General features: G+C 45.9%; 13 protein-coding genes. 9 read left to right on the top strand and 4 right to left on the bottom strand.

Annotated elements, in window-relative coordinates; genetic code table 11:
• The first annotated feature begins 240 nt into the window (after positions 1-240).
• Both AADH33_RS00945 and AADH33_RS00950 read left to right on the top strand, forming a co-directional pair.
• Complete coding sequence (locus AADH33_RS00945; RefSeq protein WP_348549263.1) at positions 241-1,875, top strand: DUF4139 domain-containing protein; 1,635 nt, start codon at positions 241-243, stop codon at positions 1,873-1,875.
• A gap of 113 nt (positions 1,876-1,988) precedes the next feature.
• Positions 1,989-2,816 carry an NRDE family protein gene (locus AADH33_RS00950; RefSeq protein ID WP_348549264.1) on the top strand — a complete coding sequence of 276 codons (828 nt, stop codon included), beginning with the start codon at positions 1,989-1,991 and terminating at the stop codon, positions 2,814-2,816.
• Between the two features lie 110 nt (positions 2,817-2,926).
• Here AADH33_RS00950 and AADH33_RS00955 read toward each other — a convergent pair whose 3' ends face one another.
• Positions 2,927-3,445, bottom strand: a complete 519-nt coding sequence (locus AADH33_RS00955; protein WP_075101928.1) for an RNA pyrophosphohydrolase — start codon at positions 3,443-3,445, stop codon at positions 2,927-2,929.
• 469 nt (positions 3,446-3,914) lie between these two features.
• Here AADH33_RS00955 and AADH33_RS00960 point away from each other — a divergent pair, with 469 nt between their 5' ends.
• Positions 3,915-4,328 carry an OsmC family protein gene (locus AADH33_RS00960; RefSeq protein ID WP_348549265.1) on the top strand — a complete coding sequence of 138 codons (414 nt, stop codon included), beginning with the start codon at positions 3,915-3,917 and terminating at the stop codon, positions 4,326-4,328.
• 14 nt (positions 4,329-4,342) lie between these two features.
• Positions 4,343-4,768 carry an MAPEG family protein gene (locus AADH33_RS00965; RefSeq protein WP_075101930.1) on the top strand — a complete coding sequence of 142 codons (426 nt, stop codon included), beginning with the start codon at positions 4,343-4,345 and terminating at the stop codon, positions 4,766-4,768.
• Positions 4,769-4,848: 80 nt separating this feature from the next.
• Here the strand turns inward: AADH33_RS00965 and AADH33_RS00970 are convergent, their stop codons facing one another.
• Positions 4,849-5,871: a tRNA dihydrouridine synthase gene (locus AADH33_RS00970; RefSeq protein WP_348549266.1), complete on the bottom strand. Its 1,023-nt coding sequence runs from the start codon at positions 5,869-5,871 to the stop codon at positions 4,849-4,851.
• A 471-nt stretch (positions 5,872-6,342) separates the two neighbouring features.
• Between AADH33_RS00970 and AADH33_RS00975 the strand changes: the two genes are divergently transcribed.
• From AADH33_RS00975 to AADH33_RS00995, 5 genes are all read left to right on the top strand, one after another.
• A complete protein-coding gene (locus AADH33_RS00975) occupies positions 6,343-6,699 on the top strand; it encodes an IS630 transposase-related protein (protein ID WP_201585383.1) in 357 nt (118 codons plus the stop codon).
• A complete protein-coding gene (locus AADH33_RS00980; RefSeq protein WP_348549267.1) occupies positions 6,620-7,192 on the top strand; it encodes an IS630 family transposase in 573 nt (190 codons plus the stop codon). The genes AADH33_RS00975 and AADH33_RS00980 overlap by 80 nt, the downstream gene beginning before the upstream one ends.
• A 19-nt stretch (positions 7,193-7,211) precedes the next feature.
• The gene (locus tag AADH33_RS00985) at positions 7,212-7,508 is read left to right on the top strand and encodes an IS630 transposase-related protein (RefSeq protein ID WP_348549268.1); all 297 of its coding nucleotides are present in this window, start codon (positions 7,212-7,214) and stop codon (positions 7,506-7,508) included.
• Positions 7,435-8,001: an IS630 family transposase gene (locus tag AADH33_RS00990; protein WP_348549269.1), complete on the top strand. Its 567-nt coding sequence runs from the start codon at positions 7,435-7,437 to the stop codon at positions 7,999-8,001. Before AADH33_RS00985 ends, AADH33_RS00990 begins: the two co-directional genes overlap by 74 nt.
• 169 nt (positions 8,002-8,170) lie before the next feature.
• Positions 8,171-8,740: a DUF2971 domain-containing protein gene (locus AADH33_RS00995; RefSeq protein ID WP_348549270.1), complete on the top strand. Its 570-nt coding sequence runs from the start codon at positions 8,171-8,173 to the stop codon at positions 8,738-8,740.
• Between the two features lie 33 nt (positions 8,741-8,773).
• Here AADH33_RS00995 and AADH33_RS01000 read toward each other — a convergent pair.
• Positions 8,774-9,861 (bottom strand): IS3 family transposase gene (locus tag AADH33_RS01000; RefSeq protein ID WP_348549156.1). Its coding sequence is split into 2 segments (ribosomal slippage): positions 8,774-9,609 and positions 9,609-9,861, totalling 1,089 coding nucleotides; the frame shifts between segments, so codons are not numbered across the junction.
• A gap of 275 nt (positions 9,862-10,136) precedes the next feature.
• Complete coding sequence (locus AADH33_RS01005) at positions 10,137-11,633, bottom strand: UvrD-helicase domain-containing protein (protein WP_348549271.1); 1,497 nt, start codon at positions 11,631-11,633, stop codon at positions 10,137-10,139.
• Between the last annotated feature and the right edge of the window lie 74 nt (positions 11,634-11,707).

Below are 11,707 nucleotides of genomic sequence, written 5' to 3' on the forward strand. Positions count from 1 at the left end.
GGGGGTCATAATAGCAAAAATAGCTTGGCAGGCATACCAAATTACGGTTAGACAATTGCATCACAGAGACTGCATAAATGTGATTTGCGCCTGCCAGCCGCTAGAAACCACGACAGAAAACCGCTAAGATATAAAAAAGCTGCTAATGATACATACCTCAATATTTTCAGAAGCATGAGCGGATATGGGCTGGCGCTGATAGGCCGTATGAATGGATAAACCGTATTTTAAGGATAGATTATGCAAGCTGATGTATCAAAAGTAGCAGCAGCCACTGAGTACCGTTGGGCAAAAAAAGGCCCGATCTTGCTCAGCCTACCCAGTCTGCTGGCACTATCCCTGACGCCTGCATATGCAGCAAGTAGCAGTATCGAGCAAGTCACTATTTATCAAGGCTTGGCCAGTGTCACCCGCGTGCTACCTGTCAAGGGTAATGGAGAGCAGACGCTGGTGTTTTCTTGCTTGTCTCCTTATATCGACAAAGACAGCGTGAGCGTGCAGGCCGTCACAAGCGTCAATCTCGGTGAAGTCAGTATCGAGACGCTAAGCGGTGAGCAAGCAGCGCAGTGTCAGTATGAGGGCGATGCCAATGTACAAGCGCAACAAGCCGCGCTTGCTAAAATCAGTGCCGAGCTAGAAGCCGCCAATCTGGCAAAAGCCTATCTACAAAACCTCACCAAGGTCAGTCAACTCAGTACAGAGGGCACAGTGGCCAATAACGCCCGTGATATAGAAACACAAGCGGCAAGTATCAATAAACGCATATGGGATATCAAGCAGCGGCAAGCACGGGCACAGGCCACGCTTAATCAAACGATGGCGGGCAGTAGCACATCGACGCAAAGTCGCGTGACACAGGTCAGTGTGCGTACTGCCAGCCGCAAGCCCGCCGCGGTAAAGCTTCATTATCAAGTGCGCGGCGCAGGTTGGCAGCCGACTTATCAGGCGCGTCTCGATACCAATACCGAGCAGCTTAGCATTACCGCATCAGCCATCATCGCCCAGCAGACCGGAGAGAATTGGCAAAACGTCCCTGTCGTACTCAGCTCAGTCAACCCCAATCAACGCACCACAGGCCAGCTGCCAAATGTGGCGCGCCTGTCTTTATATGAAAAAGAGCCAGCATCACGTGCTAGGGTTGCATCATCTATGATGGAGCCTGCTCCCATCGTCGTCTCAGAAAGAAGTAGCGCTGACAGGGAAGCAGCGGCACCGACGATGGCACCGCTGCCAAGCTTTAGCGTGAGTCGTCAAAACAAAAACGGCATCATTGAGTACCAGTTGCCGCAGCGCGTGAGTCTGCCAAGCGATGGCAGGCACGTGCGTACGGTCGTCGATGAGCAGTCTGGTCGTAGTAAGCTTTGGATCCGCAGTACGCCAAGTGTTGAGCAAACGGCTTATTGGTATGCGTCGGCACCATTTTTAACACCTGCGTGGGCCGATGGAGCGCTTCAGCTCTACCGTGATGATAACTATATTGGTCAAGCGCGCTATCAGTATCAAACGCTCAAAGAGCAAGGTATCGGCTTTGGCGTTGATCCAAATATCCTCATCAAACAAATAACCGACGAAGATAAACAAGGCGATAAGGGCGCGTTTAATCGTAAGCAAACCTTAAGTAGTACCGAAGCTTATCAATTGACCAATCAGCATAGCCGCACCAGACGCTTGCAGGTACTGGGCAGTGAGCCTATCAGCCGTGATGACAGTCTTAAAGTAACCACTGTGCATACCCCGCCCGTCACTGAACGCGACTGGAATGACAATACTGGCATGGTCGCTTGGGAGTTTGACTTGCCAAGTAAACAATCAAAAGTGATTCAATCGACCACACAGATTAGCTATCCTGCTGATAAAAAACTCCGCACCAATTAATATAAGAATAGAAAGATGCAGGCTATTTTGAACGACGTTATTTTGTACTGAAAAGATTACCTATTAAAAAGACTACCAGTCCCATAAACTACCAATCCCATAAAAGGAAAACTATGTGTATCGTCGCCATCGCTTGGCAGTTGTTTGATGAGATGCCGCTGGTGCTCTTATCCAACCGAGATGAGTTTTTGCAGCGTCCGACTGAGCCACTGCACCAGTGGCCTGATAAGCCGATTTATGCAGGTCGCGATCAGCAAAGTGGCGGTACTTGGCTGGGTATTCACCAAGTCATGCACGATGGTCTTTATGAGCAAAATGGACGATGGGCGGCGGTGCTAAATTTTCGTGATGGGGTGCAGGCAGGGGCAGATGAGCGCTCGCGTGGGGCACTGGTTACAGATTTTTTGACCAGTGATAGAAGCCCGATGGACTTTGCGCGGCAAATTGAGTTGCAAGACTATGCAGGTTTTAACCTGATCGTTGGCGATGCAATGCAGGCAGTGATGGTCAATAATCGCGGTCATGCGCCCACGCCACTTTATGCAGGGTTGCATGTGATCTCAAACGGTCAGCCAGACGACGGTTGGTTCAAAACCGAAAAACTGCGTGGTAGGCTGCGTCAGGAAGTGTTGCCACTTATCGCCGAAGACAGCTCGCCTGCTTACTGGCAGGACGCTGCCTATGCGGTGCTATCTGACAACCGACAAGCCCCCGCCGATCAGCTACCCGATACCGGCATGAGTAGGGAGGTTGAGCAGATGCTGTCCTCTATCTATATTGAGCCTGTGGCATTTGATCAGCGGCAGACACCTCTCCCTACTTATGGTACCCGTACTCAAAGCATCTTAACCTTGCGCCAAGACAAGCATAAAAGTGCAAGTGTCAAAACCACCGCCACGATCGTTAGCCGCGAAGCAAGCGCGGCTGCTACCCGCGCATAAAAATGCTCACGGTGATTCCATAACAGTATCACGGTGAGCATATATAGTTAATTAGCGATGCCAAAATCACACCAAAACTATGTCAAAACGCTATCAAAATTATGTCAAAGTCATGCCAGCAAATGGTTGTCCTGTTCCGGAAGGATCAGCTCTTGTTTTAGGGGAAGCTCGCGCACTAGCTCTTGCAAGGCGCGGCGATATACCCCACGTTTAAAATGAATCACTTGTCCCAGAGGGTACCAATAACTGACCCATTGCCAATGGTCAAACTCTGGTTTACCTTCATCAAAGCGAATGTGTTGAGTATTCGGCTCATCTAAGCGCAGCAAAAACCATTTTTGTTTCTGCCCAATACACAAAGGGTGCTGTCCATGGCGTACATAACGCTTAGGCAGACGATAGCGCAGCCAGTCTTGAGTGACGGCCAATAAGTCTACATGACGCGGATGTAGGCCGACCTCTTCCCAGAGCTCGCGATACATCGCATCCATCGGCGTCTCCCCGCGGTCGATGCCGCCTTGAGGAAACTGCCAAGCGTTGTGACCAATACGTTTTGCCCACAGTACTTGCCCTTGTGTATTTGCCAAGATGATGCCGACATTGGCGCGAAAGCCGTCTGCATCTATCATGACTAACCCTTTTAATTTGTTTAAAAATAGCTTATTTCAAACCGATACCATGATGACAATCTTAATTATTATAAGTCAATTGTCACCTATATCTGGCCAAAATAAGATTCATTACCGTTATTAAACCAAGAAACAAGCAAAATGTGTAACAGTATTTTGCTATAAAATGTTTCACGAGTTTTACCTATTAAAATCAATAGCTTATAAACAAACTTTTGTAAGTTAGTTTCTTAAGATGATTTTGATAAATATAACCAAACTAGGGTTTGGTTGTTTGCTGGTTTTGGCTATTTATTAATAAGGTATGCAACGTTATGACGATAAGTTGCCGTCAAATAAATACAGATGGCTGCTGCTTTATCAGGTCTTTATAAAATCTGGTTTTGGCTTGTGCTACACTAACCTTATCGCGTGTATTATTGAAAATAATAATCAGATTATCTGCCAATCAAAATAAGGAAAAACGAACATGTCAGAATCAAAAGCAAGTGTCACGTGGCAAGAGAAAAAAGCCTTTTTGGGCGTCTCACCATCAGGACATAATGTACAAATCGACGCCGACAAAGAAAATGGCGCAAGCCCGATGGAGCTGATTTTGCTCGGCTTGGGCGGCTGTGCCAGCTATGATGTGGTGTCTATCTTACAAAAATCACGTCAAGCGGTCACGGATGTACGTTGTGAGCTGACCGCAAACCGCGCTGAGACCGTCCCTGCTGTCTATACCGACATTCATATGCACTTCATCGTGACCGGTCAAGACATCAAGGATAAGCAGGTCGAAAAAGCGGTGAACCTATCAGCAGAAAAATACTGCTCGGCCAGTCGTATGCTGGTACAGGGCGGGGTGAATGTTACGCATGATTTTGAAGTGGTTGCAGGGTAGAGGCGAGAGCGCGCATGAATGTATTTTTTGGGTTGATTCCTGATACCGCCGCATCCGCGATTTGGGCGATGGTGGTGGCAAGCTTGTTGCCACTCGTGATGGCGCTGAGTGCGAAAGCCCTTGGCGGCTTTCGGCTGGCTGACAATGCCCATCCGCGCCGTTTTTTGCAAGAGACAACGGGCGCCGCTGCGCGCGCCAATGCCGCTCAGCAAAACAGCTATGAGACGTTGCCGGTATTTTTGGCAGCAGTGCTAGTGGCGATGTTGTTTTTTGTGCCTCAGCTGATTGTCAACGTGTTGGCTTGGTTGTACGTACTGATTCGTATTGGCTTTTGCATCGCTTATATCAGCAATTTAGCGACGTTTCGTTCGATACTTTGGACGTTATCGATGGCGTGTCCACTCATGCTGTTTTATTTAGCAATACGTGTGAGCGTCTAGCGCTAGGGCTTATAAACAACTAGCCACCGCGGCGAGCTTCTGTTTTATGATAAAAGACGAGCCGTTATTGTCTTTGCTGTTTATGCCGTCGCTGATGAGACGCTGGCGATAAGAGCATCGATGATGACGGCTTTGTCTTTTTCACGCTTGATGCGCTCCCACACCGGTTGCGCCTCATCATAGCCTTTGGTTAGCATCCCCAGCCACTGTTTATAGCGGCCCACCAGTACCATATCGTTTTTTGCTGCCCCTTCCAAAAACTTAATTTGATGCGGTATGAGCGCGTGCCACGTCAAGGTCTTGCTATCTGCTCTAACGCTGGCCGCCGCGCTCTCATCATCATGGCTGCTATCGACACGGGCAATCAAGTCAGGACGGGTCACAGCGCCGCGTCCTAGCATCAGGTGCGGCGTGCCTGCCTGCCTCATGCATTGCTGTGCTTGCTCACTGTTCCAAATCTCGCCATTGGCAATCACTGGGATATCAACCTTATTAAAATTTTGGATTTTGTCCCAATAAGCGGGCGGCTTGTAGCCTTGGGTTTTGGTGCGGGCATGAATGGTCAACCAGTCTGCGCCACTCGCCCCAATCGCACCTCGGATATCGTCCATACGGCTGGTATCTGTGTAGCCCAAGCGAATCTTTGCTGAGACGGCAATATGGGCAGGCACTGCGCGGCGTACGCTACTGATAATATCATACATGACCTCTGGCTCATCGAGTAGTACCGAGCCGCCGCGGTGGCTATTGACGGTCTTGGCAGGGCAACCAAAGTTGATATCGATGGCGGGCGCGCCAAGCTCACAGGCGTACGCAGCGTTTTCTGCCATCAGGCTAGCGTCACTGCCGAGCAACTGGATATGTATGGGCGTGCCAGCAGTCGTTTTGGTGTCTTGATATAGCTCTGGCACATATTTATAAAACACATGCGCGGGCAGTAGTGTTTGAGTCACCCGTATAAACTCACTGACAGACCAATCATAGGGGCGGCCTAAGTCGGCGGCAATTTGCGTTAAAATTTGCCGCATTAATGGATCGGTCAAACCTTCCATTGGAGCAAGTAGGCGCACAGGATGGGCAAATAGTTGTTTTGAAAAGGACATTATGTGCATATCATGATAAATAATAAGAGAGTATGATAACTTATCTTTATTGGATTGTATTGCTGTCAATAAGCTATGAGAAGCTGTATCAAAAAATATACTGAGAAAAAAATCGAATAGCTTCTAACATGATTAAGGTCTTATAGCAGTAGTAAACTGGGTATGATTTATTCTTAAATTTCAACGCCAAAATGTTTTTTGGCACACTATCACATGTTAAAGGATCTTGTAAGGATGGGGAAAAAACTTTATAAATATATGGGAGCAGAAGTTCTCAATATGGCTTTTGCAAAAAATGGTTTCTGTATAGTCTAATCCAAATAAAACCGATACAATCCTATTAACAATTGCATTTAATGAAATAAACGATGACTTATTCAATCGACTATCGCAAACAGGTACTTTCTATAGTCAAGACCATATAAAAGTGTTATAAACTAATTATCAAACCCAATTGTTATTATAAAGACCATGACTTACTCACTAGATTTTCGCAAACAGGTACTAAAAAGTATAGATGACGGTATGACCTTTGCCGAGGCAGCTGAGTTTTACAATCTCAGTCCAACCACTATACAGAACTGGAAGAGACGTATTTATAGCAAAACAACCAGGCAAACCAAGCCCTATAAAATACCAGATGACGTGCTACTTAATGATGTCAAAGAACATCCCGATGATTACCAGTATGAGCGAGCGCGTCGTCTGAACTGTAGCAAAACAGGCATTTATCATGCTCTAAAGCGTCTTGGCATCAGTCAAAAAAAAGACCTTAGAACATCCAAAAGCTTGTCCGATCAAAAGAGCGGCGTATCAGGGAAAGCTTGATCGCTTTACGCAGCAAGGCTATCCCATCGTCTATATGGATGAAAGCGGCTTTGAGCACGAGACCATCCGCTCTCATGGTTACGCGCCTATTGGTAAGCCATGTATCGATAGCTACAACTGGCAAGGTAAAAAGCGAACCAACGTTATTGGTGCTCTGTATGAAAAGATGCTGTTTGCGCTTGATTACTTTAATCTCAACATTAACAGCAGCATATTCTACAACTGGTGCAAACACAAACTAATCCCAAGTCTTAAAACAAAATGCGTGATTGTGATGGATAATGCTCGATTTCACAAAAACAAACGCGTTCAAAAGCTACTCAACAGGCATGGTCATCGTATACTATGGCTGCCACCTTATAGCCCTGATTTGAACCCTATCGAGAAAAAATGGGCTCAGGTGAAGTTTCTACGCCAAGGCTGGATGGAGAATGATTTATCTAAATTGTTTTATGATATTTGTTCAAGGCATAACAATTTTATTTTGAACTGACTATAGCATCGCTGATGGCATGACCATACGAGAAGCTGCGCTTTTTTATGGACTTAGTACCAGCACCATTCATAGTTGGCAGCAGAATTTAGCTCCTAAAACCAACAGAAATAAAGCACCGACTAAAATACCTGATGACGCCTTGATTGAAGACGTAAAAAGATATCCCGATGATTATAACTACGAAAGAGCTCGTCGCTTGAACTGTAGTAAAACAGGTATCTTCAATGCTTTAAAGCGTCTTGGTATCAGTCAAAAAAAAGACCTTAGAACATCCAAAAGCGTGTCCGATAAAAAGAGCGATATTCCAGAGTAGGCTTGATCACTTTATGCAGCAAGGCTATCCCGTTGTCTATATGGATGAAAGTGGCTTTGAGGCTGAAACCATACGTCCTTATGGCTATGCACCGATAGGCAAACCTTGTACTGATCGCTACAACTGGCAAGCAAAAAAGAGAACTAACGTCATCGGTGCTCTTTATAACAAGATGCTGTTTGCACTTGATTACTTTGAACAGAATATCAATAGCAATATATTTTATGACTGGTGTAAGTTCACACTTATTCCAAGTCTCAAGACTAAATGCGTGATCGTTATGGATAATGCCAGGTTTCATAAAAGCAGACGTATCCAAAAACTACTCAACAGACATGGTCATCGTATTCTTTGGCTGCCGCCGTACAGCCCTGATCTAAACCCTATCGAGAAAAAATGGGCACAGGCTAAGTTTCTGCGCCAAGGGTGGATGGAGAATAATCTACCTAAACTGTTTCATGATATGGGCTGTATCGATTTTATAAAGACTTAACTATAGCTTAAAATGCTCTTACCCCAAAGATTATAATGATCCTTATGAGCTTTTTTTAACAATCAGTTTTCAACAAACCCCTGATGTACTTGCTTTTTACAAAGAAGTAGTCAGTGAGATAGGTCAGTATCCTACAACCTGCTTTTCAAAATCTCCTATTGTGACGCCAATGTGGGCACATTATGCTAATAATGGAACAGGTTTTGTAATAGAGATCGATGAAGATAAGCTATCTAGTCATATAGATCATAAAGGCTTAGATGATGTCGCATATCAAGACGAAGCAAGGTCAGAAATAGAGAGCAGTCTTCAGATGGCTTATCAGATAGGAAAGCCGAGGCATCTTATGTTTCTAAGACAAGCTGCGTATTATGCTGCTTATTTCACGAAGAGTTCATGTTGGAATTATGAACTAGAAAGAAGGTTGATAGTTAATGACAGGGATATTGAAAATATAAATGGAAACATGATTTTGTATATACCATTAGACTGTATCAGTAAAATAATTGCAGGTCCGAGAATAAAACCTAATTTTTTACAGCAGGGTATCGAATTATCAAAAAAGTATAATATTCCTTTTCTGCAAGTAAATGTGGGGAAAACAACATCAACGCCTTATTTGACAAACGATAGTTCTGAAACATATATATATGATGAAAATGAAATCGTAAAAGCGCCGTTTTGTTGCAGCTCATGCAAAGAACCGACGATAAACGGTGATAATGAAGTATGCTGGTAACCCTCCCAAACTTAAGACACCTAATAAATAGAATTAAGCTGCCTGATTGAGTTTCTGTATCGGTGTAAAACCGCCATTGCCCATGTTTGGGCGCTTATGATTATAATGGTATAACCAGTTTTCTGCTTGTGCGCGTACCTGCTCTAGATTATCAAACAGCTCCTGATTTAACCAATCATATCTCATGGTTCTGTTAAAGCGCTCTACATACGCATTTTGCTGTGGATTGCCAGGTTCAATATAGCTTAAGATGATACCTTGCTGCTCAGCCCAGTCTTTGAGCGCATTGCTGATGTATTCAGGGCCGTTATCGCATCTTATCTGCACAGGTTTGCCTCGGTACTCAATAAGCTGATTAAGACTGCGTATGACCCTCCCGGCCGGTAGCGAGAAGTCAACTTCAACGGTGAGTGCCTCACGGTTGTAATCATCAATGACATTGAACAGTCTAAAGCCGCGGCCATCAGTTAAGCTGTCGTGCATAAAGTCCATGCTCCAGCTTTGGTTAATCCTATCAGGTACTGCTAATGGTATTGGTTTAGCACGTTTAATGCGACGCTTAGGCTTGATTCTAAGGTTGAGTTCAAGCTCGCAGTAGATGCGATATACCCGCTTATGGTTGTACGGCAGTCCTAGCACATTACGCAAGGTTAAAAAGCACAAGCCAAAGCCCCAGTTCTTGTTCTCATCAGTCAGTTTGATAAGTAAGTCCGCTATTTGCTGGTTCTCATCTGTTACCACCGACTTGTGATAATAACAGGTGACGCTGATATTAAAGATCGAGCAAGCCCTGCGGATACTGATGCCATGCTCTTTAATATAGTGACAAGCCATCTCTTTGCGCCTTTGGGGCGCTACCACTTTTTTGACATAGCATCCTGTAGGATGTCGGATTTAAGACATTCATCAGCGTACATCTTCTTTAAGCGGGCATTTTCAACTTCAAGCTCTTTAAGACGGCTGATAAGTGTGGCGTCCATACCACCATATTTAGATCGCCAGTTGTAGAAGGTGCTTTGGCTGATGTTATGCTCACGGCAGAGCTCGGTAATAGGGACGCCTTGTTCGGCTTGTTTTAGGATGTTGACGATTTGGTTGTCGCTAAAGCGTGTCTTTTTCATAGGATTCTCCTGCTGGTGTATTTTAGCAGTTAATCTCTATTTGTAAGTGTTCTTATTTATTGGGGGGATTACCTGCTCATGGTGTTTAATTACAGAGGAGCATGAGCGTTATGCATCTGTAAATGCTCTCAGTATGCTAAAGCGTGCAGGTATTTTAGGCGATTACGTACAGGCATTTAACCGAGTTGGGAAATAGTTGTTATATGATAACGTCCAACTAGATAATACTTAGAATAAACATCTAGTTGAACTATAACGGATAGTATTGATCGAATTCAAGACCCAAAAACCACCTTTTTCCCCGTTTGCAATCCGATGATCAAGTCTTTGATATGATGAATGTCGAGATTGCTCTGCGCGCGTGTACAGGCAACGTAGAGCAAGCGCAGCTCCTCTGGACTGATCTTGACTGCATTGGTGGTCACATCATAATAAAAATCGTCATCGAGCTGTACGCGCCCCCATTCAAGCCCTTTGGCTTTGTGCGCGGTAGAGATGACATAATCGGCGTTATCGATGCTGGTCAAACTGTTGACCGCTTGGCTTAAGACGTTGGTACCGTGATCATCGACCAGCTTGACCAATGTTTTAAGATCGCTGCCTTCATTGGTTTCAGAGTACTCTTGCACATCACCCCAATTATAAAAATACGCCAGCTCTGGTACGCCATAAGCTGATTTGCCGTTTTTTAGGTTCTCAGCCGCTTGGCAGAATTTCAGCATACGATCGGTATCGGCTTGCAGAGCCACGCGGTGCCCAAGCTTGAGTCCTGTCAATAGCTGCGCCATGGCGGCGGCATTGGTGCGACAGAGGATGGCGTCTTTTTTGCTATGGACCATGCCTTTATCGGTAGAGGACTGCTTGGCAGGATTGCCCTTTAGCGGTACTTCTTCTTGTAAGGCTTTTAGTAGGGTGTTGGCCACCTCAGCGATGGGCTCTCCAAAGCGAAACGACTGTGTCAATAGGGTTTGTGGTAGTGGTAGCTTTTTCATCGCATTCACCGCGCCGCGCCATTCATAAATCTGCTGATGAGCGTCGCCCACATAGATGACTTGCCGTGGCTGCTGGGTCAAAATCCCCATCATCAACGGATCAGCATCCTGCGCTTCATCAAACAAGATAAAATCCGCTGGGATACTGGGCTTGGAGAGTGCCCATAATTTGAGATAAATATCATGGCCGATACCAGCAGGATGGCGGGCATCGATAGACTGTAGCCAGCGCTGCTCGACGGCAGGGTAGAGCATCTCACGCAGCTGCTCGCTATCTGACGCATCGAGCCAGCTGGGAAACAATAAATGCCGGGGCGCAGGGTAGCTGGCATGGGTGCTACAAAAATGACTGACCGCATCGCTGACAAACCGCGCAAGGCGGGCTGGGGTCAAAGTGATGTATTTATTTACCCCATCCATTTGCCGACGTACTTGCACCGCTTGTAGCCCCAAGTCATCGCCCAAACGCTTGGGTGAAAACCGTGGTAAGGACAATTTGGCAGTGATATCACGTGCGACATGGCGATAGGCAAGCGAGTGAAACGTACGGCAGTCCACGTGACTGGGAAATTTTTGCCGAGCATCATTGGCGATCGCTTTGTTGAAGGCCAAATACAAGCCGCGCCCCCGCAGACGCTCGCCGATGAGCTTGAGCGTTGTGGTTTTACCTGCGCCCGCATACGCCACCACTTTAAACGACTTGTGGTCCATCGCCATATTTAGCGCATTTAGCTGCTCATCGGTGGGGTCGCTCATATAAGCGGGCATAGATGCGGACATAAAAGCTACCTAAAATACTAACGGTGTCAACATCTGCTGACACGATGGATGAGTAAAAAACGATCGAAAAATCT

The organism is Psychrobacter sp. KFRI-CH2-11, from assembly GCF_038239325.1.
Lineage (GTDB): Bacteria > Pseudomonadota > Gammaproteobacteria > Pseudomonadales > Moraxellaceae > Psychrobacter > Psychrobacter celer.

Bases quoted from the DNA above. Each gene is read 5' to 3' on its own strand.
- AADH33_RS00945 (WP_348549263.1), top strand. From the start codon at position 241: ATGCAAGCTGATGTATCAAAAGTAGCAGCAGCCACTGAGTACCGTTGG.
- AADH33_RS00995 (WP_348549270.1), top strand. From the start codon at position 8,171: ATGTGGGCACATTATGCTAATAATGGAACAGGTTTTGTAATAGAGATC.
- AADH33_RS00985 (WP_348549268.1), top strand. From the start codon at position 7,212: ATGACCATACGAGAAGCTGCGCTTTTTTATGGACTTAGTACCAGCACC.
- AADH33_RS00955 (WP_075101928.1), bottom strand. From the start codon at position 3,445: ATGATAGATGCAGACGGCTTTCGCGCCAATGTCGGCATCATCTTGGCA.
- AADH33_RS00950 (WP_348549264.1), top strand. From the start codon at position 1,989: ATGTGTATCGTCGCCATCGCTTGGCAGTTGTTTGATGAGATGCCGCTG.
- AADH33_RS00960 (WP_348549265.1), top strand. From the start codon at position 3,915: ATGTCAGAATCAAAAGCAAGTGTCACGTGGCAAGAGAAAAAAGCCTTT.
- AADH33_RS00975 (WP_201585383.1), top strand. From the start codon at position 6,343: ATGACTTACTCACTAGATTTTCGCAAACAGGTACTAAAAAGTATAGAT.
- AADH33_RS00970 (WP_348549266.1), bottom strand. From the start codon at position 5,871: ATGTCCTTTTCAAAACAACTATTTGCCCATCCTGTGCGCCTACTTGCT.
- AADH33_RS01005 (WP_348549271.1), bottom strand. From the start codon at position 11,633: ATGTCCGCATCTATGCCCGCTTATATGAGCGACCCCACCGATGAGCAG.
- AADH33_RS00965 (WP_075101930.1), top strand. From the start codon at position 4,343: ATGAATGTATTTTTTGGGTTGATTCCTGATACCGCCGCATCCGCGATT.